At 41.2% G+C, this 21,016-nt stretch carries 24 protein-coding genes and 1 pseudogene; 10 read left to right on the forward strand and 15 right to left on the reverse strand.

Annotated features, from left to right (window positions below):
* Nucleotides 1–126: 126 nt before the first annotated feature.
* A pseudogene (locus HHO47_RS06145) lies at nucleotides 127–969 on the forward strand (bifunctional alpha/beta hydrolase/OsmC family protein); the annotation flags it as partial.
* Between the two features lie 57 nt (nucleotides 970–1,026).
* Here the strand turns inward: HHO47_RS06145 and HHO47_RS06150 are convergent.
* From HHO47_RS06150 to HHO47_RS06165, 4 genes are all read right to left on the reverse strand, one after another.
* Nucleotides 1,027–2,172, reverse strand: coding sequence for a lipase family protein (locus tag HHO47_RS06150; protein ID WP_169019498.1), 1,146 nt, complete (start codon nucleotides 2,170–2,172; stop codon nucleotides 1,027–1,029).
* A gap of 33 nt (nucleotides 2,173–2,205) precedes the next feature.
* Nucleotides 2,206–2,811 (reverse strand): DUF6795 domain-containing protein, encoded by a 606-nt coding sequence (locus tag HHO47_RS06155; RefSeq protein ID WP_169019499.1) that lies wholly within the window; start codon nucleotides 2,809–2,811, stop codon nucleotides 2,206–2,208.
* Nucleotides 2,812–3,376: 565 nt separating this feature from the next.
* Entirely contained in the window at nucleotides 3,377–3,598 is a 222-nt protein-coding gene (locus HHO47_RS06160) for a hypothetical protein (RefSeq protein WP_169019500.1), read from the reverse strand.
* 152 nt (nucleotides 3,599–3,750) lie between these two features.
* A complete protein-coding gene (locus tag HHO47_RS06165; RefSeq protein WP_169019501.1) occupies nucleotides 3,751–4,509 on the reverse strand; it encodes an alpha/beta hydrolase in 759 nt (252 codons plus the stop codon).
* Between the two features lie 176 nt (nucleotides 4,510–4,685).
* Between HHO47_RS06165 and HHO47_RS06170 the strand changes: the two genes are divergently transcribed.
* Nucleotides 4,686–5,009: a hypothetical protein gene (locus tag HHO47_RS06170; RefSeq protein WP_169019502.1), complete on the forward strand. Its 324-nt coding sequence runs from the start codon at nucleotides 4,686–4,688 to the stop codon at nucleotides 5,007–5,009.
* A gap of 38 nt (nucleotides 5,010–5,047) precedes the next feature.
* Here the strand turns inward: HHO47_RS06170 and HHO47_RS06175 are convergent, their stop codons facing one another.
* The 3 genes from HHO47_RS06175 to aspS all read right to left on the reverse strand — a co-directional run bounded on the left by HHO47_RS06175 (nucleotide 5,048) and on the right by aspS (nucleotide 7,736).
* Nucleotides 5,048–5,638, reverse strand: a complete 591-nt coding sequence (locus tag HHO47_RS06175; protein WP_169019503.1) for a pentapeptide repeat-containing protein — start codon at nucleotides 5,636–5,638, stop codon at nucleotides 5,048–5,050.
* The gene (locus HHO47_RS06180) at nucleotides 5,638–5,847 is read right to left on the reverse strand and encodes a hypothetical protein (RefSeq protein ID WP_169019504.1); all 210 of its coding nucleotides are present in this window, start codon (nucleotides 5,845–5,847) and stop codon (nucleotides 5,638–5,640) included. Before HHO47_RS06180 ends, HHO47_RS06175 begins: the two co-directional genes overlap by 1 nt.
* A 110-nt stretch (nucleotides 5,848–5,957) precedes the next feature.
* On the reverse strand, nucleotides 5,958–7,736 hold the full coding sequence (aspS, locus tag HHO47_RS06185; protein ID WP_169019505.1) for an aspartate--tRNA ligase: 1,779 nt from the start codon (nucleotides 7,734–7,736) through the stop codon (nucleotides 5,958–5,960).
* 203 nt (nucleotides 7,737–7,939) lie between these two features.
* Between aspS and HHO47_RS06190 the strand changes: the two genes are divergently transcribed.
* Entirely contained in the window at nucleotides 7,940–8,788 is an 849-nt protein-coding gene (locus HHO47_RS06190) for a DUF72 domain-containing protein (RefSeq protein ID WP_169019506.1), read from the forward strand.
* A 4-nt stretch (nucleotides 8,789–8,792) separates the two neighbouring features.
* Nucleotides 8,793–9,290 carry a M48 metallopeptidase family protein gene (locus HHO47_RS06195; RefSeq protein ID WP_169019507.1) on the forward strand — a complete coding sequence of 166 codons (498 nt, stop codon included), beginning with the start codon at nucleotides 8,793–8,795 and terminating at the stop codon, nucleotides 9,288–9,290.
* Between the two features lie 48 nt (nucleotides 9,291–9,338).
* Here the strand turns inward: HHO47_RS06195 and HHO47_RS06200 are convergent, their stop codons facing one another.
* A complete protein-coding gene (locus HHO47_RS06200; protein ID WP_169019508.1) occupies nucleotides 9,339–10,232 on the reverse strand; it encodes a LysR family transcriptional regulator in 894 nt (297 codons plus the stop codon).
* Between the two features lie 122 nt (nucleotides 10,233–10,354).
* Between HHO47_RS06200 and HHO47_RS06205 the strand changes: the two genes are divergently transcribed.
* Entirely contained in the window at nucleotides 10,355–11,611 is a 1,257-nt protein-coding gene (locus HHO47_RS06205; RefSeq protein ID WP_169019509.1) for an adenylosuccinate synthase, read from the forward strand.
* Nucleotides 11,612–11,715: 104 nt separating this feature from the next.
* Here HHO47_RS06205 and HHO47_RS06210 read toward each other — a convergent pair whose 3' ends face one another.
* Nucleotides 11,716–12,402 (reverse strand): DUF3334 family protein, encoded by a 687-nt coding sequence (locus HHO47_RS06210; RefSeq protein WP_169019510.1) that lies wholly within the window; start codon nucleotides 12,400–12,402, stop codon nucleotides 11,716–11,718.
* 115 nt (nucleotides 12,403–12,517) lie between these two features.
* Between HHO47_RS06210 and cmoA the strand changes: the two genes are divergently transcribed.
* The 5 genes from cmoA (at nucleotide 12,518) to HHO47_RS06235 (ending at nucleotide 16,882) form a co-directional block, all read left to right on the forward strand.
* Entirely contained in the window at nucleotides 12,518–13,243 is a 726-nt protein-coding gene (gene cmoA, locus HHO47_RS06215) for a carboxy-S-adenosyl-L-methionine synthase CmoA (RefSeq protein ID WP_169019511.1), read from the forward strand.
* Between the two features lie 20 nt (nucleotides 13,244–13,263).
* The gene (cmoB, locus tag HHO47_RS06220; RefSeq protein ID WP_169019512.1) at nucleotides 13,264–14,232 is read left to right on the forward strand and encodes a tRNA 5-methoxyuridine(34)/uridine 5-oxyacetic acid(34) synthase CmoB; all 969 of its coding nucleotides are present in this window, start codon (nucleotides 13,264–13,266) and stop codon (nucleotides 14,230–14,232) included.
* Between the two features lie 199 nt (nucleotides 14,233–14,431).
* Complete coding sequence (purM, locus tag HHO47_RS06225) at nucleotides 14,432–15,484, forward strand: phosphoribosylformylglycinamidine cyclo-ligase (protein ID WP_169019513.1); 1,053 nt, start codon at nucleotides 14,432–14,434, stop codon at nucleotides 15,482–15,484.
* Nucleotides 15,484–16,131: a phosphoribosylglycinamide formyltransferase gene (gene purN, locus HHO47_RS06230; protein WP_169019514.1), complete on the forward strand. Its 648-nt coding sequence runs from the start codon at nucleotides 15,484–15,486 to the stop codon at nucleotides 16,129–16,131. The genes purM and purN overlap by 1 nt, the downstream gene beginning before the upstream one ends.
* Nucleotides 16,085–16,882 carry a DUF3108 domain-containing protein gene (locus HHO47_RS06235; RefSeq protein WP_432651930.1) on the forward strand — a complete coding sequence of 266 codons (798 nt, stop codon included), beginning with the start codon at nucleotides 16,085–16,087 and terminating at the stop codon, nucleotides 16,880–16,882. Before purN ends, HHO47_RS06235 begins: the two co-directional genes overlap by 47 nt.
* A 126-nt stretch (nucleotides 16,883–17,008) precedes the next feature.
* Here HHO47_RS06235 and HHO47_RS06240 read toward each other — a convergent pair whose 3' ends face one another.
* The 6 genes from HHO47_RS06240 to HHO47_RS06265 all read right to left on the reverse strand — a co-directional run bounded on the left by HHO47_RS06240 (nucleotide 17,009) and on the right by HHO47_RS06265 (nucleotide 20,952).
* A complete protein-coding gene (locus HHO47_RS06240) occupies nucleotides 17,009–17,773 on the reverse strand; it encodes a class II glutamine amidotransferase (RefSeq protein WP_169019515.1) in 765 nt (254 codons plus the stop codon).
* Between the two features lie 172 nt (nucleotides 17,774–17,945).
* Nucleotides 17,946–18,899, reverse strand: coding sequence for a hypothetical protein (locus HHO47_RS06245; RefSeq protein WP_169019516.1), 954 nt, complete (start codon nucleotides 18,897–18,899; stop codon nucleotides 17,946–17,948).
* A complete protein-coding gene (locus tag HHO47_RS06250) occupies nucleotides 18,872–19,576 on the reverse strand; it encodes a hypothetical protein (protein WP_169019517.1) in 705 nt (234 codons plus the stop codon). The genes HHO47_RS06245 and HHO47_RS06250 overlap by 28 nt, the downstream gene beginning before the upstream one ends.
* Nucleotides 19,573–20,058 (reverse strand): hypothetical protein, encoded by a 486-nt coding sequence (locus HHO47_RS06255; protein WP_169019518.1) that lies wholly within the window; start codon nucleotides 20,056–20,058, stop codon nucleotides 19,573–19,575. Before HHO47_RS06255 ends, HHO47_RS06250 begins: the two co-directional genes overlap by 4 nt.
* Nucleotides 20,055–20,684 (reverse strand): hypothetical protein, encoded by a 630-nt coding sequence (locus tag HHO47_RS06260; protein WP_211183631.1) that lies wholly within the window; start codon nucleotides 20,682–20,684, stop codon nucleotides 20,055–20,057. The genes HHO47_RS06255 and HHO47_RS06260 overlap by 4 nt, the downstream gene beginning before the upstream one ends.
* Nucleotides 20,677–20,952 carry a hypothetical protein gene (locus tag HHO47_RS06265; protein WP_169019519.1) on the reverse strand — a complete coding sequence of 92 codons (276 nt, stop codon included), beginning with the start codon at nucleotides 20,950–20,952 and terminating at the stop codon, nucleotides 20,677–20,679. Before HHO47_RS06265 ends, HHO47_RS06260 begins: the two co-directional genes overlap by 8 nt.
* Nucleotides 20,953–21,016 lie beyond the last annotated feature (64 nt).

Here is a 21,016-nt window from a genome sequence, read left to right on the forward strand (position 1 = left end):
ATGACCTTGTGGTGCATGACTATATCACTACTTGCTTACAGCACCTTGCTGAGCAGCCAGATAACCTTGAGCCACTGCTACCTTGGAATATTAAGCAAGGCTAGGTGTCGTTAGCTATACGCTTACGAAGTACAAGCCATTACCACCATTGGCGCACCATCAGATGCGCAACATGTAGCGCATAACTTTGCCGCTCATCTAGATGAGATTAATAGTGAGGGCGAAGCAAAGGTAAATTTAGCAGGGCGAGAATTTACTATTAAAAAACAGTTTGTAGACGATATTGCCAATTACGACCGCAGTCATATTAGTAAATTAAAACGTGCTTTATTAGTTATGCACTCACCAATCGACGCCACAGTAAATATCTCTGAAGCTGAAAAAATTTACGCCGCTGCTAAACATCCAAAAAGCTTTATTAGCCTAGATAACGCCGACCACTTACTCACTAACAAAGACGATGCAGACTACGCAGCAGACGTTATAGCATCATGGGCAAAACGTTATGTGAATTTTGATAAAAACCAATATAGTGCCAAACTTAGCAGCGGTAATGTATTAGTTGAAGAAAAAGATCATGTCTTTACTCAGCATGTAAGTACTAAGGATCATACTTGGCTGGCTGATGAACCACTAAGTGTTGGCGGTAATAATTTAGGCCCAGACCCTTATCATCACTTACTGGCAGGACTTGGTACATGCACCGCGATGACTTTACGTATGTATGCAAGTCGTAAAAACTTGCCACTTGAACACGTAAAGGTAGAACTGGACCACACCCGTGATTATCACGCCGATTGCGATAACTGCGAGCAAACCGACAAACTCGAAGCCATCACCCGTAAAATCACCTTATTAGGCGATTTGAGTGACGCTCAGCGCCAGCGCCTATTAGAAATTGCCGACAAATGCCCTGTGCATAAAACCCTGCATAACAACCCACTGATTGTAAGTGAGCTGGTTGATTAACAAGAAATTCAGCTGCCATAGCGTAATAAAAGTTGCGCTATGGCATCTATATATAACTTAAGAAATTCTTTTCATTGCATCACGAGCAGATGAAAGTAGCCTATTAATACATACATTAAAGACCCACTTGATAAACGCTTTCGTCAGCTTCAGCGGGACTTCAATAAACTTTCCAGCAAAAACAAGCATACAACCCAGTAAGCCTCTGACTTGTTCTTCAAGACCGACCATACTTGAAACTTTAACTACCGCTTCTGCCATAATATCGTAAACGGTGATAACGCATGAAGCAGAGTATTGAAGTGATGCAACGATTCCCGCAAAACCACCATCGATCATTACAGTCATTAAAGCTGCTGCTATTTTATCAGCCCAATGTGTAGAATAGGTTGTTTGTAAACGATTGTTATAATTTAAAACCACTCTTTGATATACAGAACTTGGTACTTGGCTATAGACATCATCCCAATCAGTGGCTGTCACTGTCTTAGTGTATCCTGGAGAGTTAAGCAACGAATGTGCAGCAGTATCAATACCCTGTGCACGATACGAAACATATTCAGGCTCTGTAGTGACTATATGGCAAAAAGGCCATACTGGAACTTTTGGCACAGGGTCGGCGCCATGAACACAGCGAAAAACTTTATCAATACGTCCACCACATTGTATAGAAAAATCCTTCTTCCCAGGGCGTGGAGCACCGAACGTATATAAATAAACTATTTTACCGTATTTAGACTTGATATAATCGGCTACTAATGTTGCTAAAGAACCACCTAAACTGTGTCCAACACAATGAATAATACCTTTACTACTAAGCACTTCAGGCTTACTCATATACTGGTCGATACTGTCAATAAAAGAAGCTACAGTTGTCTGAAAACCCTTATGTACACTGCTACCAGTGTATCCTGTAGTAGCTGTACAAGTAGCATCAGTCAAAGCATCTGCTAAAGTATCAGTACCCCGTATAGTAATAACATGATCACCTTTATGAGTTTGGCTATGACCTCTACCAATGAATAAAAAGCCCGTTGTTTGACGCAAAAAAAAACCACCTGAAGAACCTTCAGCCAAGTTTTCCGATTTAAAATGAAATTCATTTTTTATAATTTTTGGCACTACTAATCTGGTCTTTTTATCAATAGAATCATAAGCAAATAGTGCTAATTGTACAGCTAGTTTAGGTGATAGTTCGGTCATTAAGTTTCTTCCTTAAAATTAATTGTAAGCAGTTTAATCCGGAGATAATAAACTATTGATGGTATTCTCATCAAAATCACAAATAGTAATCATAGGCTGGTATTGAGACCCACCATACTGACTAATATCTAAATCATATTGAATTTCTTCATTCTGTAAATCAGCATGTAGATTCAATAGTAAATTATTAACTGGAGGTACACTTTTCCAGCCTTTACTCATTACCCAAAGCCAATAATATCCATCATCAGATTCATTTCTTACGTCTTTTACGTCTTTCTTGATAGTAATTTCTTGCCTGATGAGATAATCCTGTCCAAAAATATTCCCAGGTGCTTTAGATTGTATAACAGACTGATCAAAAGAAAATTCTCCATGGGTATTAGTTAATGCATAATCTGTGACTGGACTTTTTTCATATCCTTCATAATATAGCTTTCGCATTACTTCAACACCTGACAATGCTTTTCCTTCATTCGTTATTCGCCCTTTAACTTTAGGCGATAATTCAACATCATAACTTTTAAAAAACCCAAACATTGCTTGATTCTCCGAAGAATAAACACATAAAAAAAATACGATGAAGCCTAAAAGGTAGGAAGAATGACGAAATGAGAAAGTGGCTTTACTTTTTAACACATTTATACCTTCCTTTGGCGTTTAGTATCTATAACAATACAAGCACAATAAAGCGAATTCAAGCCCTTGGCTAAATTATTTAACAAATAAAGATTAAATTCACCCATAATAAATGCATTAATTTCACTAACTATATAAATTATCTATAATTGAATTTAAGCTTAAATAATAGATTATTGTTTGAAAAAAACCACGCCTTAATTTCGAGCATGTATCCGCGATTACTTTAATCTGTAGGTAAGTTATTTAGGGAACGCTTTTCAAAAATTAAAAATAGAATTATAGGCTCATTTAGAGGACCATCATAGTGACTAATATCAAGATCATATTGAATCTTTTCATTCTGTAAATCAGCATGTAGATTCAACAATAGTTGCTTACTGGATGCACGCTTTTCCAGCCTCGACTCAGCGCCGAGAGCCAATTATATATCTCATTAGCTTCATCTTTTAAGCCTTGCTCAATAGAAATTTCCTGAGTAACTAGATAACCCTTTCCAAAGAGATTCCCTCACGCCTTAAATTGAATAACAAACAGGTCAAAAGAAATTCTCCATCGATATTAGTTAATGCGTACCCTCTGACTGGACTTTTTCATATCCTACATAATATAGCTTTCGCATTACTTCAACACCTGACAATGCTTTTCCTTCATTCGTTATTCGCCCTTTAACTTCAGACGAGAACTCAACATCATAACTTTTAAAAAATCCAAAATTGCTTGATTCTCCAAAGAATAAACACATAAAAAATACGATGAAGCCTAAAACTAGGATGAATGACGACATTAGAAAGTGGCTTTACTTTTTAACACATTTATACCTTCCTTTGGCGCTTACTACCTATATAACCCAAGCACGATAAGGCGAATTCAAGTCTTTAGTTAAATCATTTAATAATCACAGTTCACAAGCTAAATACAGTTATTAAAATGAAATCTTTATTTAGCTAGCTTTATAACCTTTCTATCAATAAACAACTCAATCTCTTTACTCATCCGCTCTACTAACCATTTAGGTCCGCCATCATACATATCATTATGGCGTGAGTTCTCTATCGAAATCTGCGTAACCGGGTACTGTGCTAATTCATCTTCATTGAGTAATACCTGATTATCCGCAGGGTAATCACTGCCACGCAACGTTAAAACCCGAATGTTTTTATTGCGAGGTAACAACATACGCCGATGATCAAGCGTGATAATTTGACTCACTTGTTTAGGATAAATCGCCGCGTAAAGCGCGGCTATATCACCGCCATTAGAATGGCCAAATAACGTTAACCGCGTAAAATCATACTCTGGGTAGCGAGGGCTCAACTCGGTCACTAAAAATTTAAGAGTGACCACACCACGATGCCAGTTTTCCATACGAGTGGCCATGTAAGGTGGCGTGCGGTTGAGCGCAGGATCGCTTGCTAATTCATGAGCTACGCTAATGGTTAAATAGCCCTTAGCTGTAAATATATCAGCCGCAAACTGATAGTCAGTATGCGCAATACCATATCCGGCATTAATAAATACCACAGGGCATTTTGTTTGTTGGCTACAATGCTCGTTATATGCTGGTAATGAAATATTTATCGGGATCGCGCGGTCACGCGCTTTATCAACAATCATTTCGCTGTTTGTTGCAGAACTGGCGGCTACACTGACTATGAGAAAAAAGAAGCTCACAAGGTACTTAAAAGGTGGTGGCATTAATTTGCTCGACTTATTTTATTTAAATTATAAAGTACTTTAAGCCTTTAAATATTAATTGCAATAAAACGAGGTACCTAGAACAGTAGAAGAGTTTTAAAGAAAAAAATAATTATTATAAATTTATGCGATAATAGTCGTATTGTCCTAACGTCTATTTAGAAAAGAACCTATCCATGAAATCATACAACAGCATCGAACAGCGTATCGATATTTTACAAAGCAGAATTGAAGCGTATAAAGATGAAATCAAAACGCTAGAAGCAGAGCCGAGAAATAATAACGAGCGTATTATTTTCAAATTTATCGAAACAGGCAGCACTGGCAAGACTAAAGATTTTGTGCGTGAGCTTGGCATTAAATCACCTCGCGATAGCTTATACTCATCTGGCGATGTGACTAAGCTAATTAAAGATGGCGCTGATGATATTAGCCCAGCACTGCTTAAAATTGCCCGCGCACTTGCCAGCGCACGCAATAAAAACGGCCCAGCCTGTTAATAATTGCTCATTTTTCAAAGCTGTGTAATCACACAGCTTTAATCCACCAGCTCAATATCAAGTCCACTGAGTAAATTTAACGCTTCAAACCGCTCAAATTTAGCACCACTGACGTCATTATTTTTTATATCAATATTAAACTGTGTGGCACCCACAAAATTAGCGTTACTTAAATTGGTTTGATGAAATACACTGTCTCTAAAATCTGTGCCTATAAACTGACTTTTCCCTAAGTTGGCATGTCTAAAATCAACATCTTTTGCAAAGCAGTCCGTCATTGTTAACGCTTTTAATGACAACTCGAAAAATGAGCTATGGCTAAGCTCGCAGTCTTTAAAACTAACAGGCGCAGTTAATGCTAGTTGCGGCCAGTTGACTTGTCCCCAAACAATGCTATTGAGTTTGCAGCCTTTAAAACTCACCTCTTCTAATGAGCTGTAGTTCCAACTTAAATCACACAAATTGCAATTAATAAACTCACAATCGATAAAACGACAGTTACTGAATTGACTGTGACTGAAGTCGCACTCAATAAATTGGCATTGTTCAAATTCAATGTCACTAAAACGCTGTGCTGTTGCTTTAACCTTGAAGAATTCGTGCTCATAATAATCGTTTTGTGAAAACATCAAACAGCTTCTTTAGGTAAATCACTCTTTAAAGCTAATACAGCAATAAAAATAAGGCCAAGTATCGGCACCAAACCTAAAAAACCACCAATAATACCAACTATTATAGGAGTTGTTGTTTTACGCTTCCCTAAGAAATAACTAACTATCCCAAATATCGGTATTAAAACGAGAACGATAAGACCTAAAAGGGTCGCATTAAAAGACATTTTATTTCCTTATTACTAATCATTTGAACTTAAAGTAAATCATAAAAAAAACCCTTAGGTATAGATCTAAGGGTTTTTAAAGTCGGTGCAATTAAGCACGGTGTTATAACTTATTCAGCTGGTTTTTCAGCTTTTTCAACAACACTAATAGCAAGCTCTGTCAGCGAATCACTGTTAGCTTTGCTAGGCGCATCGGTTAATAAGCACGATGCCTGTGTTGTTTTAGGGAAAGCAATTACGTCACGAATATTATCAGTACCACACAGTAGCATTGCTAAACGGTCTAAACCGAACGCTAAACCAGCATGTGGTGGCGTACCGTATTTTAACGCTTCAAGTAAGAAACCAAACTTGTCTTGCTGCTCTTGTGCATCAATACCTAGGATTCTAAACGCTGCTTCTTGCATATCTGTATTATGAATACGTACCGAACCACCACCTACTTCGTAGCCATTTAGTACCATATCGTATGCATCTGAAATAGCCGCTGCTGGGTTTGCTTCAAGTTCGCTTGCATTGACATCTTTTGGTGCTGTAAATGGGTGATGAACAGCATGCAATGTACCTTCGTCGTCTTCTTCAAACATTGGGAAGTCAACAACCCAAAGTGGTGCCCAGCTATTTAGATTAGTGATTTCTAAATCAAGCCCAATCTTAATACGTAGCGCGCCCATTGCTTCATTTACTGTGTTGCGTTTATCAGCACCAAATAAAATGATGTCGCCAGTTTGTGCATTAGTGCGCGCAAGTAGTTCGTTGATAACGTCTTCATTTAAGAATTTAGCGATTGGTGATTGTACGCCTTCAGCGCCTGCAGTGTGGTCGTTTACTTTCATCCACGCCATGCCTTTAGCGCCGTAAATGCCGATGAACTTAGTGTAATCATCAAGCTGCTTACGAGAAAGTGCTGCGCCACCTGGTACAGTTAATACCGCAACACGGCCTTTTTCATCATTTGCAGGACCTGAGAATACTTTAAATTCAACGTCTTTTACTAAATCAGCAACGTCAATCAGTTTCATTGGGTTACGTAAATCTGGCTTATCAGAACCATACAAGCTCATTGCCTCAGCGTAAGGCATGATTGGAAACTCGCCTAAATCGACATCTAGCAACTGTTGCCACATTTCGCGGATCATTTTTTCAGTCATACCACGTACTTGATCAGAGCTCATGAACGAGGTCTCTATATCTATTTGGGTAAATTCTGGTTGGCGATCGGCACGTAAATCTTCATCACGGAAACATTTAACAATTTGGTAGTAACGGTCAAAACCCGACATCATCAACAATTGCTTAAACAACTGCGGAGACTGCGGTAATGCGTAAAAGCTGCCTTTGTGAACACGGCTCGGTACTAAGTAATCGCGCGCTCCTTCTGGGGTAGCTTTTGTAAGTACTGGCGTTTCGATGTCTAAAAAGTTATTTTCGTCAAGGAAGCGACGCACAAAGCTACTTGCTTTAGCGCGTAGTTTAATACGGTCACTCATTTCTAAACGACGAAGGTCTAAGTAACGGTATTTTAAGCGACGCTCTTCAGAGTTTACTTGGTTAAAATCAAGTGGTAACGGCTCTGAACGGTTGATGATAGTAAGGCCTGTGCCTAAAATTTCAACTTCACCCGTTGCCATATCTTTGTTTATTTGACTCTCTGGGCGTGCGCGAACTACACCTTTTAATTGTACGCAAAATTCTTGACGTAATGTATTCGCGGTATCCATTAAGCCTTCAACTTCAGGATCGAATACAACTTGTACTAAACCTTCTCTATCGCGTAAATCGACAAAGATAAGTCCACCAAGGTCACGTCGTTTATTGATCCAACCACATAATTCAACTTCTTGATCTACGTGTGTTTTATTTAGTTGTCCGCAGTATATAGAGCGCATAGTTTTCCTGTCAGTGTAAAGACCAATAGCCGCTTCCCCTAAAAATTGCTGTTTTGGGGGGAGAATAAGCCACTATTTATAAATCATTTTAGGTGGAGCATTATACCCAAGTTACTTGAAAATGCGAGCTCGGCAGTAGTGGCTATGCTTTCAATTTATAGATTTGATATACTAACCAAAACACACAATCAGTTAACCGTTTTATGTTGTATTTAGGGTGTCCACAGTGGTCAAGTACCGCGTGGAAAGGCAATTTATTATCAAGTCACTGCAAAAATGCCGATATGTTGCACGAATACGCACAGGTGTTTAATTCAGTCGAAGGCAATACCAGCTTTTATGCCGATCCTAGTGTTGAATCATTAAATCGCTGGCGTGATGCTGTTAATAGTGACTTTAAATTTACGTTTAAATTCCATCGCCGCTTTAGTCATGAATTAAAGCTTACTCATATCGATGACGAACTCACTGCATGGTTTAATTTATTCGAACCAATATTGCCTCATGCTGGGCAGATCATGTTGCAGCTACCGAGTAGTTTTAGCCCCAAACAACTGCCGTTATTAGCACAGTTTATTGCCAAGCTCCCGACAGGTTTAAACTATGGCGTTGAAGTTCGCCACCCCGATTTTTTTAAAAAAGGCGCAGCCGAAATTGCCTTTAATCAGCTATTAATAGCAAACAATGTCAACCGTATCGCAATGGACACCCGCGCATTATTTGCAGTTAAGCCGAACACTGAAGCACTCATCGATGCCCAACAAAAAAAGCCCCATTTACCCGTGCATGCCATTGCAACAGGCAATCAACCTATGGCCCGTTTTGTGATTGCCGATTTAGAACACGACTATAAAAGCTATTACCAACCGTGGCTTAAAAAAGTAAAACAATGGCTTGATGAGGGTAAGCACCCGTATGTATTTTTTCATACTGCAGATAACCGCCAAGCACCATTATTAGCACGCGAGTTTTGCCAAGATTTAAATTATAACCACCGCGTTTTATCGCCTTTTATAGGTGAACAAGAAGCCACTCAATCGAGCTTATTTTAAATTTATGAAAGACTACTCCCACTATTTTAGCGGCTATCCAGAGCAAATTGTAACGCAAGTGATGCAGCTCATTAATAACAACAAACACGGCGCGTATTTAACTAAAAAATACCCCAGCTCCCATAATATTACCAGTGACAAGTCGTTATACGCATACGCCACTGAGCTTAAAAAGCGCTATTTAAAAAGCGCCCCGCCGTTTGGCCGCGCCGCGTTTAAAAAACAAGGCGATATGGTCACTAATGCGCTCGGTACTCATACGTATCGTATGCAAGGTAAAACCCGCAAGCATGACTTAGCGATCAACAGCGATTTACTGCGCGCACCAGAGCCATTATTGAAAGCATTAGTGGTGCACGAACTTGCACACTTTAAAGAAAAAGATCACAACAAAAGTTTTTACGCCCTGTGCTGCCACATGGAACCAAGCTACCATCAACTCGAATTAGATTTACGGATTTTTTGTGTACTAGTAGCTGAAGGTAAAAACCTTTACACATAAAAATAACTGAATCACAAAGTACATAGCCGTACAGTTAACATATAAATACTATGCAAGATGAGTACGTGAGATCTCTTCATTGACCCAATGTAGTAATTGCTTTGTTGCTTTTGAAAGCACCTGATTTTGCCGCACAATGTAACCTAAACTGGTAGTTGGAAACTGTGGTAAGGCGGTGACGGTGGTGGTTAAATTTGCTTTACTGCGCAGTGAAAACTCAGGCACGATAGCAACACCAAATCCCGCTTCAGCCCAATCAATTTGCGCATCCACACTGCCCACTTCCATCACCCGATAATTTGGTAAGTTTAAAGATGGCAAGGCACTATCGAGCAAGTCTCGGGTTCGCGTATCATGGCCGAGTAAGATTAATGTTGGCGGCTCAGTCAGTGTAACATTGTTATCGTTTTTGGCCTGCTGCCATAACTTTAAATGATTACCTAATGCACACCATTTTATCTGCTGTAATTGCGTAAAATGCAGCGGCTCACTTTCTTTTTGGGCAATCACAAACCCTAAATCAGCTTCAGCACTTTTAACCAATGCTGACGCTTGCGAAGACGTTGTATTGAGCAAAGTAAAGTCAATGCCAGGAAACTGGCGCTTAAAAAGCTGAAAAGGCTCAATCAACAATAAACGAGAAATTATATCACTGGCGGCAATTGTCAGTGTGCCTTGGCTGAGATCATTAATCGCATTTAAGTCAGATTGGCAAACCTGTAATTCCCATAAGGTTTTTTGTCCAGACTCTAATAGCCGTAAACCTGCTTGGGTCAAACTAAAAGGATTACGTTCTATCAGTTTAACCCGTGTCGTTTTTTCTAACTGCTTAATATGCAAGCTAACATTTGGCTGTGTCATATGCAGCGCATTGGCTGTTTTACCAAAGTGCTTTAACTCAGCCAATGTGACAAAAGTTTTTAACCAGTGAATATCTAGCATCTTTATGACCTTAATGGCGTGAAATCAATATGAAATTCTTATCAAGATAATAATTATAATTAATTTCTCTTATTTTAATAGACCGCATACCATATTCGTTCAATCAATTTGGAGATTAAATTATGCCGTCAATTGTTGTTGTAGGTGCAAACTGGGGTGATGAAGGCAAAGGCCGTATCGTCGATTTTCTAGCTGAGAACGCATCTGCGAGCATTCGCTTTCAAGGTGGTAACAACGCCGGACATACTGTTGTGAATGACTTTGGCAAGTTTAAACTACACCAATTACCAAGCGGTATTTTTAATCCTGATTGTATTGCAGTACTAGGCCCTGGCATGGTGATAAGCCCTGCGGCATTAAGCGAAGAAATAGCCGAAGTTAACGCCGCAGGTGTTAATGTAAAATTATGTATTTCTGATCGTGCAACGTTATGCTTACCATTACACGCCCTTGAAGATACCCTCGAGGAAGTGCGCTTAGGCGATGCCGCTTACGGCTCGACTCGTCAAGGAATTGCACCTGCATACGGCGATCGCGTAATGAAAAAAGGCATTTTAGTTGGTTGGCTAAATCAACCTGAGGTTTTATTAGAGCGCATTCAATTTATGCTTGATTGGAAAATGCCACAGCTAAAAGCCCTTTACCCAAGTTGTGATTATTCACAAACAGCAGAACAAATAACTCACTGGCTATTAGACGTCACCGCCCCTTGGCGTAAATTTATTTGTAATGTCACAGAGCCTTTAAAAGCCCTGCAAAAGCAAGATGCCAACTTATTGTTTGAAGCGCAACTAGGCGCAGGCCGCGATTTAGTTTACGGCGAATACCCGTATACTACATCATCAAACGTTACTGCCGCCTATGCAGGAATTGGCAGCGGGCTGCCAGCTTTGCACCCTGAGCGTGTTATCGCTGTGGCTAAATCATTTAGTTCATCTGTCGGTACAGGTACACTCGTTACCGCCATGGCAGAGCAAGACAGTTTTCGTGAAAGCGCGAACGAATATGGCGCAGTGACTGGCCGCCCACGTGACATGGGTTATTTTGATGCAGTTGCCACCCGTAACGGTGTTGAATTACAAGCAGCTACTGAAATCGCTTTAACCAAAATTGATTGCCTATCTGGCATGAAAGATTTAAAAATCTGCGTTGGTTATGCAGGCGATCACAGCGAAAACCCTATTTGGCCACAAACAGCAGCTTTAACGCCAATCTATGAAAGCATGCCAGCGTGGGATGAAGATATTACCGGTTGTCGTACCTTCGACAGCCTGCCTGCTGCCGCTCAGCACTATGTTGAACGCATCGAAGCACTGATGGGCGTACCTGTGAGTATGGTATCTGTAGGCCCTGAGCGTGAGCAAATGATTATTCGCTAGATTTATAGCATAGCGTTTTTTAATCGTTCAATTGCGCACGAAAATATTGGGTTTCATTACGAAACCCAATAGACCGTTTTAACTCGCCGCTCGATCAGAGTTGTTTAAAGCCCAAGCTCGGCCATAAAATCATCATCTGCATCACTCGCTTTTGCATCATCAGCAGCTTTTTGTTTTTCTGCTTTATGCTTTGCTTCGTTTTCAATGATGTCATCTGGGTCAATAGCTTCAGCAATATCAAAATCGTGTAGCTTAATGAACTCTGTTTTATCCATTGCTAATTCTAAATAAAAGATATTTTGTTTACTGGTGGTAAATGTCACGCGCCGCGCTTGTGGTCTATCCATCGTGGTATCAACAGATATTTGCACCTGCTTGTTGATAGCCATCATCTTAGGTTGATTTTGAGTAATTGAAGTATGTAACTGCTCGCGTACCTTTGAAGTAAAATCACCCACAATCTGGTTCATCAATTCACCGAGTACATTTGATACATCGTCAGATAAATGACTGTGCGCAATCTCGTCTTCAGGCATCCCCATACTGCGCATATAATCGTGATAAATTTCCATTGCCGCTTGCGAGGTGAAATTAGTAATTACCAATCCGGTAAATCCGCCATCAAATAATACAAAACAACCGATATCAGGACGCATACAGGTGCGGGTTATTTTTTGTACCATTGCTGAGTAGCTAATGCTATTACCACTTGCAGATGACAATACACTTGTTACAGAATGACAAAGGGTTGCCAATATATCATCTGTGCTGATCACTTTACTTTTGCTCATAAACTTCTCTTTTCTTACTTGTTATTCATTATTCTAGCCAAGCTACTGAAATTATCACTGACTATCCAGCATAAAATGCTAAAATAGCTCTATTATTTTTCAAGAGACTGTTTGTGTGAACATAAAAGACAGCATTTATGCCACTGAGCAAGCGGTTAAAGACTTTAGCTTTGACCAACATGTAGTAGAAGTTTTCCCCGATATGATCCAGCGCTCAGTACCGGGTTATGCCACCATTGTTAGTACGATGGGGAAATTGGCCGGTGAATACGCGCAAAGTAATTCAAACCTGTATGATTTAGGCTGCTCCCTTGGTGCAGTAACATTAAGCATGCGCCGTAATATCCGCACTGATAATTGCCATATTATTGCCGTTGATAATTCACAAGCCATGGTAGAGCGCTGTAAATTACATTTACACGGCTTTCGCTCAGAAGTCCCCGTTACGGTGACGCTTGGTGATATTAACGAGCTTAATATTGAGAATGCTTCGGTAGTGGCGATGAACTTTACTCTTCAGTTTATACCGCCCGCACAACGTCACGCCGTGCTTGAAAAAATTTACGCTAACTTAAAACCTGGTGGTGTATTACTGCTAAGTGAAAAAGTCAAAGGCGAAAACGAGCAGTGTGATAATTTGCTGATTGATTTACACCACGATTTTAAACGCCACAATGGTTATTCTGAATTAGAAATTAGCCAAAAACGTACCGCCATTGAGAATGTAATGCGCCCAGATACTTTAAATGCTCACCTTTCTCGACTTACCGATATTGGCTTTAGTCAAACCCAAGTGTGGTATCAATGTTTTAATTTTTGCTCACTGGTAGCAATCAAGTAACAACTATAAAGAGTAATTCAATGTCTCAATGGTTTAATCAATTTTACGCCGCAATCGCACAAAGTCCGCTAAGTCACTGGCTGGAAACGCTACCGAGCCAATTAAAACACTGGCAATTAGAGGCCAGTCATGGTGATTTACCGAAATGGCAGAAAGTGTTAAAAAACTTGCCTGAAGTGGCGACCAAACACGTCAATATTATCGACAAAGTTGAAATTGGTGCCCCAGGCGAAATGACCGACGGCGAGCAAAAGCAAACCATTCACTTATTAAAACGCATGATGCCGTGGCGTAAAGGCCCTTTTAGCCTACACGGTATTGAAATTGATACTGAATGGCGCAGCGATTGGAAGTGGGATCGTTTATTACCGCATATTGAGCCACTAAAAGGCCGCACGGTTTTAGACATCGGCTGTGGCTCTGGCTATCACTTATGGCGGATGCGCGGTGAAGGCGCTGAGTTTGTGGTGGGTATTGATCCGTCTGATTTATTTTTATGTCAGTTTCAAGCCATCAAGCACTTTAACCCAGATGAAAACGTGCATTTATTACCGCTTGGTGTTGAAGCCCTGCCTGAGTTAAAAGCCTTTGATACGGTGTTTTCGATGGGGGTACTTTATCATCGCCGCTCACCTATCGACTTTTTAGCGCAATTAAAAGCGCAACTTCGCCCAGGTGGTGAATTAATACTTGAAACCTTAGTCATTGAAGGCGATGAAAGCACAGTACTCGTGCCGACAGACCGTTATGCGAAAATGCGCAACGTGTGGTTTATTCCAAGCACCGCCGCGTTAAAACTCTGGATGGAACGTGTTGGTTTTAAAGACGTGCAAATAAAAGACTGTGCAATCACCACACTTGAAGAACAACGTAAATCCGATTGGATGGAAAACGAATCGCTTATCGACTTTTTAGATCCAAACGATACAAGTAAAACAATTGAAGGCTACCCAGCCCCCTTGCGTGCGATCCTGACTGCAAAGGCTTAATACAAAAGGGACTAAGTTTTAGGTGCTAGGAACTACCTAGCACTTATTACCTAAGCCTATTATTCATGATGCGGACAAGTGTCCTTGTCAATAATGTTAAAATTATATTTGAACTAGCCGCGACCTTGCAATTGTTGTAAAATACGCACGTTTCTAAGCATACACATGCAAAACCATGCAACTTTTTTGAGGAAATCCTGTGAGCGAACAAAAACAGTCTCTAAGTTATAAAGACGCGGGCGTAGATATCGATGCCGGTAACGCACTAGTTGAGCGTATTAAAGGCGTAGTTAAAAAAACCCGTCGTCCTGAAGTTATGGGCGGAATTGGTGGCTTTGGCGCACTTTGCGAAATCCCAGCTGGTTATAAGCAACCAGTACTTGTTGCAGGCACTGATGGTGTTGGTACTAAGCTGCGCTTAGCTATCGACCTTAAAAAACACGATACTGTAGGTATCGATTTAGTTGCAATGTGTGTAAATGACCTTATCGTTCAAGGTGCTGAGCCATTATTTTTCCTAGATTATTATGCAACCGGCAAGCTTGATGTTGATACTGCCGCAGACGTAGTAACAGGCATTGGTAAAGGCTGTGAGCTCTCAGGCTGTGCGTTAATCGGTGGCGAAACTGCTGAAATGCCGGGTATGTACGAAGGTGAAGATTACGACATGGCTGGTTTTTGTACTGGCGTAGTTGAAAAAGCCAATATCATTGACGGCACAAAAGTAGCTGCGGGTGATCAACTAATCGCACTTGCATCAAGCGGCCCGCATTCAAATGGTTTCTCTTTAATTCGTAAAGTACTTGAAGTATCAAATGCTGATACAAGTGCAGAGTTTGAAGGCAAAACATTAGGCGAAACTCTACTGGAACCAACACGTATTTACGTTAAACCATTACTTGAGCTATTCAAGCAAGTAGATGTACATGCTCTTTCGCATATTACTGGTGGCGGCTTTTGGGAAAACATCCCACGCGTATTACCTGAATCTGCAAAAGCAGTAGTTAAAGGTGATAGCTGGCAGTGGCCTGGTATTTTCAATTGGTTACAAGAAAACGGTAACATCACCACCCACGAAATGTACCGCACATTTAACTGTGGTGTAGGTATGGTATTGGTTGTGCCTGCTAACAAACTTGAGCAAAGCTTAACGATTTTAAAAGACCTTGGCGAAAACGCTTGGCATCTTGGTGAGATCCATAATGCAAAAGCTGACGAAGAGCAAGTAGAAATCCTAGGCGGCCGTGATTAATGGCCCCTGCTCGTCTAGTAGTCTTAATTTCAGGTAGTGGCTCTAATTTACAAGCCATCATTGACGCCTGTAATAACGGCGAGATAAATGCAAACATAGCGGCTGTTATTAGTAATAAAGCAGATGCTTATGGCCTTGAGCGAGCAAAGCAAGCAGGCATTGCAACAGCAGTGCTTAGCCATAAAGATTTTGACTCGCGCGAAGCCTACGATGCCCAGTTAATGAACGTTATTGATTCTTTTGTACCAAATCTAGTTGTATTAGCTGGGTTTATGCGTATTCTTACTCCTAACTTAGTGCAAAAATTTAAAGGAAAAATGTTGAACATTCATCCTTCTTTGTTGCCTAAGTACCAGGGGCTGAATACCCACCAAAGAGCAATTGATGCAAAAGATGACATTCATGGCGTAAGTGTGCATTTTGTTACTGAAGAATTAGACGGTGGTCCTGTCATTCTTCAAGCCAAAGTACCCGTGCTGGCAGATGATACAGCTGACACATTAGCAAAACGCGTGCATGCGCAAGAGCATATAATTTACCCTTTGGTGGTCAAGTGGTTCAGTGAACAACGACTTACTATGGAAGCAGATTATGCAGTTCTTGACAAAAAACAACTTCCTGCACACGGCGCGCACTACCCAGAATAAAAAACTAAGTGCCTTGCTATTGTGTGCGGGCACTTTATTACTTCCTACTAGTTTAATTGCTGGTGAACTTACTCAATTTGAAGCTAACTATGATATTTTGCGAAAAGGCGAAAACCATGGTCAAGGCGTACGTACACTAAAAAAACTCGCCGATAACAGCTACCAAGTTAGCTACCACAGTGATATTGAGTGGATGATCTTCTCAGATTCACGCAAAGAAACATCAAACTTTACCTTCAGCGACAAAAAAATCACACCTGTTAGCTACAGTATGATCCGTACAGGCACGGGCCCTGATAAAGAATACACACTACAATTTGATAGCACTAAAAAGCTCGTTAATAGTAGTGAAAGTAAATATCCAATAGAATGTGAATGGTCTGAGCAGTTTCAAGACTCAATTTCATATCAAGTACAAGTACGTGAAGAGTTAAAAATGGGTAAAACGAGCTTTTCATATCCACTTGTTGATAAGAAAGGCAACTGCCGCGACTATAATTTTGAAGTTGTTGGCACAGAAATGATTTCACTGCCTATAGGTAATATCGAAGCAATTAAAGTAAAACGTTTATATGATAACGATAAACGTCAAGCCCTTGCTTGGTTTGCGCCTGAAATGGATTACATGCTCGTCAGAATGTGGAAGGGCGAAAAAGGGGTAGAACAATTTGAAGTGCAAATGAAGTCTTTCACCGTCACCAGCCCTGTTGCTGTTCCAGAAGCTGTAAAAAGCGAAACAGCCCCAGAGTAAATTTGTTTCCTACATAAAATGAAAGGCTCAAGTATGACGATCATAACTTGGGCTTTTCAGTTTATGAGTTATTAATAAATCAATACGTTAAAACTGCCCGTTGGGTTTCGTTATACTCTACCCAACCTAAATTAATTCCCCCATTTTAAACAACGTAAACTCACCTGGTTCCATTTTTTGCCAACGCTCATCGTGGGTCAGTGGTCGAGTAGCGATCACCGTTACCACATCATTTGGCGTAGTTTCTTGTTGAAAATCTACCACCATGTCAGCATCAATCAAGGTAGCTTTACCAAATGGCGCACGGCGGGTGATCCAATGCAAATTATTAGTACAATACGCTAACACAAACACGCCATCGGTTAATAACATATTAAATACGCCTTTATCACGTAATGTGTGTGCAAGCTTTGCCGCATAACGAAACACCGACGCCATATTTGCTGGGCGCTTTGGGTATTTTTCACGAATTTTATCGAGTAACCAACAAAACGCCAGTTCACTATCAGTGCTACCAACAGGTCGATAATATTCAGGCTTTAAATCATGATAATTAGAAAGCTGCCCATTGTGTGCGTAAGTGATCTCTCTGCCCCACAACTCACGGGTAAACGGATGCGTATTTTCAAGGCAGACACGGCCACGATTACCTTGGCGAATATGGCTAATCACCGAGACACTTTTAATTGGGTACGCTTTAACTAATTTAGCAATCTCAGACTGACAGCTAGGCTCAGGATCTTTAAAAGTACGACACCCCTTCCCTTCATAAAAAGTAATACCCCAGCCATCTTTATGTGGACCCGTGTTGCCACCGCGCTCTAGTAAGCCTGAAAAACTAAAACAAATATCTGTCGGCACATTCGCCGACATGCCAAGCAATTCACACATAAAATAAATTAACCTTTAAAATCATATATATAAAATAAAAATTGAAATACCTTATTGCTATTGGTCACAGTTTTGGTCGCAGTTTGGTTTCTGTAACGCTAAATTTCAATTATTTTTTTTAAATTCAATACGGGCATTGTTAAACACGGTAAGCGGGTTGGCAAGCATTACATTATTCTACGATTGGCTCTAATGTGCTTTTTAGGCTGCTGGCTGTTGATTTATGGCCTGTAAATTCGCCTTGTGTAATTGGTGGCCCTGCGCCTTGGTCTTTATGGCCGTGGGTTTCTAGGCTTTGGTTTATGTCTTTTACTAGGGTAATTAAATCAAGGAGTACTTGAGCCACGTTTACTGAACTATCCCCAAGCCACACCGTTGCACCTTCGACCTTTGCAAGTTCAGTGGCTTTGGCGTGTAGGGTTTTGAGTGTGGTTAGGCTCATGTTTTCGGTGGCTTCAATATCGACCTGCTTTTTACTGCCGAGTAATAGCCCTTCTAAAGCGACGATTAATGCTTTTTCACCCACCACTGTTTTTAAGGCGCCCATTACTTCGGTGATTTGGTTGCCATCTATTTTTGTAACGTCGTGAGTGTCTATGCTGCAGGTGCGTTCGTGGTAGTTTTGTTCGCTTTTGCGTGCTGTTGTTTTGCTCGTGTCACTAGTTTGGGTTATATCGCCATCTGTGGTTAGGTGCCAATTGCCGTCGCGCCCTTGTAGTTTGCTACGGTTATCTTGTTGCAAGGTTACGTCTGTGCGTTTGTGTTCTGGCACTAAGCTTTGCCATGGTAATAAGCTGGTGATCACAGGATGGCTGTTTAGGCCGTCGATATATTGTATTAAACAGTGCATTCCTGGCATGGGTTCGTTTAATAAACCATGATCGGATGATTGTCCTGTGCCGAGTGTGACTTGCTGAAATACGGGCACGGCTAATGGCTCGCCTGTTATCGGATTTAATAGCTGTACGTCGGCGGCTTTTAGCGGCCTGAATGGGGTGCTGATGGCTGCGTCGTCACTTGGTAAGTCATATATTTTTTCTATACGCGCTAACTGTGGCAGGTGTTTACGCTCGTTTAGTTCTGGGAAGTAGCGCTGTATTAAGCGTTTAATGGCTTGTTTGACCATCGTATGTGCATCCTGTCGTTGATTAAGGTTACTTCGGTAATGTACCGCCCATTTAATTTTATACCCGGGCGTAGCTTTGGGATAGCGATTAGCTCGCCAGTGGTTGAGCTTTTAGCTGTTATTGTGTGCTCTGGAAAGTCGTTTATTGCTGCGAGCGGCCAGCGGGAGTCGTGCCAACTGCCGACAAATATTTTGCCGTCTGGGCGTTGTTGAAAAATAAAATCATTAATGCCCCATACTTTGCCTATTTGCCTTAGCGCCTCAATGCCTGTGCCGCTGTGATAAAACGCGGGTGTTATTTTATTTAAATATTCGGCGTTTTCTGGCGTTACGAACTCAACACCGAGTTTTGTTAGCTCATCAAGCACCGCTTTTATGGTTGGATGACGAACAGCCACCGGCGCGGGAAAACTTAACGCTCCTAGTAATTCACGGCATGTTAAATACCAGCGGCCATTGGCTTGGTGTTTTGACTCTATGACGCCAAGAAAATACGGGATCATATTATCTAACGTGTAACCTAGGTGAAGCTCAACCAAGCCGCTTGGCTCTTGCTCTGCGACCACTTCAAATTTTGCGCGGCCTGTGCTGGCAATGTCTAGCTGTACGGTTTTGCTAACAATATTGGTTACTGTGTTGCCGCCAATCGTTAGCGTGTTAGAGAGGCGGGTGCTCATGGCCCTTCGACCTCGTTGAATTTGTTTTGCACATCGTCGTTACTGGTTGTTGCTTGTGGCTCTGCGCTTTCGGTTGCTTGTTCGTCTAGCTGCTGTTGCTCGCGTTCTGAGACTGATTGCACCTCAACGAGCTTAAATGTTACTTGCCATGCGCGTTTTTCTTCAAGCTCGGTGGCTTTTACTTCACCATCAAACTTTGCTTTACGAATTTTATATGCCTCAGCTAATGCATTGGTAATTGTGTAAACAACACGGGCGCCGTTTTCGTCTAGCGCTTTTGATTTTGCGATAAGGGCTGCTAGCTCGCTTTCATCTAGCATGGGTATTTTTGTTTTTACAGTTATTAAACCTGGCTTAACACCCTGATCACTACTCAACGCAAAGCTACCAAACCCCGACATGTCACCACCGGCGAGTTTTACCGATGCATCAACACGGGTTTCAAACCCCGGTATGTTCCAGCCGCCGATTGCTAAGCTCATAACACCTCTTTAATTTGATTAAGTTCGCCCTGCTCGCCAATAAATAAACACATTGCCCAGTGGCTATGATCATTGCCTTTGTTAGCCACTGAGTCGGCTAGCTGCTTTGCTGTGCCAGCTGTAATTAATTGCACATCTACCCCGCTACTTTGAGCAGTGAATTGCGCTTGATTTAGTCGCTCGTCGCGGGCTGTTTTTAGCTCTGCTGTTTGGGTTAGTGCATCATCAATCGTGGTAATTAATTGCTTGCCGCTGTTATTTACTGTTGCGAGTTCGTCAGCTATTAGCTGCTCGCGTAGAGGCAATAAATTCTGCAGGGTGTTTATTTGCCACTCTATGCTTTGGCCGCCATACGTTTCGAGCTGGGTTTGCTCTAATGTACTTTGGCTTTTGGCATACTGGGCGCAGGCGATAAACTCAGGGATTGGGCAGTATTCGTTTATTGATTCCAACTTACTGGCTAGCGTTGCGGGATCGGTTGCACTCACCGATAACAATAAACCGCCATAGCTTGCTGGTTTATCTGTGCGCGAGTCATCTTTAATGGCAGACGCAAGCAACTGCGCGCCCACTTGCATTGAGCAAGGGGCGGCAGTTTGATGATAACAAAGCGCTAGGTTATGCATTTTCAGAAAGTGGGTAGCGAGCTTTAATTTCTGCTACTTTGTCTTGCCACTTTTGATGTGACTCAGGTGTGCCGTCGTATTGCGATTCCATAAATAATGGGTCTGACTCGGCTTTGTAAGCCGCTTGACGCTTTTCAACATTTTGGCTTAGCTCAAACTGCTGCTGATTTAATACTGAGTCAATTTGTTCTTGGTCCATGCCTAAGTTTTGCATGTACTCAGCGCTTGTATTGCTATGGCTTGCGCCTTTGTAAATATATGTAAACATAGTTTTACCTTTTAAATTATTGGTAAGCGCGATATAAAATCGCGCCTACGCGGGTTCAAATTTC

Origin of the sequence: Pseudoalteromonas arctica (assembly GCF_012927645.1) — a bacterium.
GTDB lineage: Bacteria > Pseudomonadota > Gammaproteobacteria > Enterobacterales > Alteromonadaceae > Pseudoalteromonas > Pseudoalteromonas arctica_A.

Excerpts from the sequence above, each read along its gene's own strand:
- HHO47_RS06210 (WP_169019510.1), bottom strand. The coding sequence starts at position 12,402 with ATGAGCAAAAGTAAAGTGATCAGCACAGATGATATATTGGCAACCCTT.
- HHO47_RS06175 (WP_169019503.1), bottom strand. The coding sequence starts at position 5,638 with ATGTTTTCACAAAACGATTATTATGAGCACGAATTCTTCAAGGTTAAA.
- cmoB (WP_169019512.1), top strand. The coding sequence starts at position 13,264 with ATGTCTCAATGGTTTAATCAATTTTACGCCGCAATCGCACAAAGTCCG.
- HHO47_RS06195 (WP_169019507.1), top strand. The coding sequence starts at position 8,793 with ATGAAAGACTACTCCCACTATTTTAGCGGCTATCCAGAGCAAATTGTA.
- HHO47_RS06160 (WP_169019500.1), bottom strand. The coding sequence starts at position 3,598 with ATGTCGTCATTCATCCTAGTTTTAGGCTTCATCGTATTTTTTATGTGT.
- HHO47_RS06245 (WP_169019516.1), bottom strand. The coding sequence starts at position 18,899 with ATGGTCAAACAAGCCATTAAACGCTTAATACAGCGCTACTTCCCAGAA.
- HHO47_RS06170 (WP_169019502.1), top strand. The coding sequence starts at position 4,686 with ATGAAATCATACAACAGCATCGAACAGCGTATCGATATTTTACAAAGC.
- HHO47_RS06265 (WP_169019519.1), bottom strand. The coding sequence starts at position 20,952 with ATGTTTACATATATTTACAAAGGCGCAAGCCATAGCAATACAAGCGCT.
- HHO47_RS06200 (WP_169019508.1), bottom strand. The coding sequence starts at position 10,232 with ATGCTAGATATTCACTGGTTAAAAACTTTTGTCACATTGGCTGAGTTA.
- purN (WP_169019514.1), top strand. The coding sequence starts at position 15,484 with ATGGCCCCTGCTCGTCTAGTAGTCTTAATTTCAGGTAGTGGCTCTAAT.
- HHO47_RS06205 (WP_169019509.1), top strand. The coding sequence starts at position 10,355 with ATGCCGTCAATTGTTGTTGTAGGTGCAAACTGGGGTGATGAAGGCAAA.
- HHO47_RS06255 (WP_169019518.1), bottom strand. The coding sequence starts at position 20,058 with ATGAGCTTAGCAATCGGCGGCTGGAACATACCGGGGTTTGAAACCCGT.
- HHO47_RS06165 (WP_169019501.1), bottom strand. The coding sequence starts at position 4,509 with ATGCCACCACCTTTTAAGTACCTTGTGAGCTTCTTTTTTCTCATAGTC.
- HHO47_RS06190 (WP_169019506.1), top strand. The coding sequence starts at position 7,940 with ATGTTGTATTTAGGGTGTCCACAGTGGTCAAGTACCGCGTGGAAAGGC.
- HHO47_RS06150 (WP_169019498.1), bottom strand. The coding sequence starts at position 2,172 with ATGACCGAACTATCACCTAAACTAGCTGTACAATTAGCACTATTTGCT.
- HHO47_RS06240 (WP_169019515.1), bottom strand. The coding sequence starts at position 17,773 with ATGTGTGAATTGCTTGGCATGTCGGCGAATGTGCCGACAGATATTTGT.
- HHO47_RS06260 (WP_211183631.1), bottom strand. The coding sequence starts at position 20,684 with ATGCATAACCTAGCGCTTTGTTATCATCAAACTGCCGCCCCTTGCTCA.
- HHO47_RS06180 (WP_169019504.1), bottom strand. The coding sequence starts at position 5,847 with ATGTCTTTTAATGCGACCCTTTTAGGTCTTATCGTTCTCGTTTTAATA.
- aspS (WP_169019505.1), bottom strand. The coding sequence starts at position 7,736 with ATGCGCTCTATATACTGCGGACAACTAAATAAAACACACGTAGATCAA.
- HHO47_RS06250 (WP_169019517.1), bottom strand. The coding sequence starts at position 19,576 with ATGAGCACCCGCCTCTCTAACACGCTAACGATTGGCGGCAACACAGTA.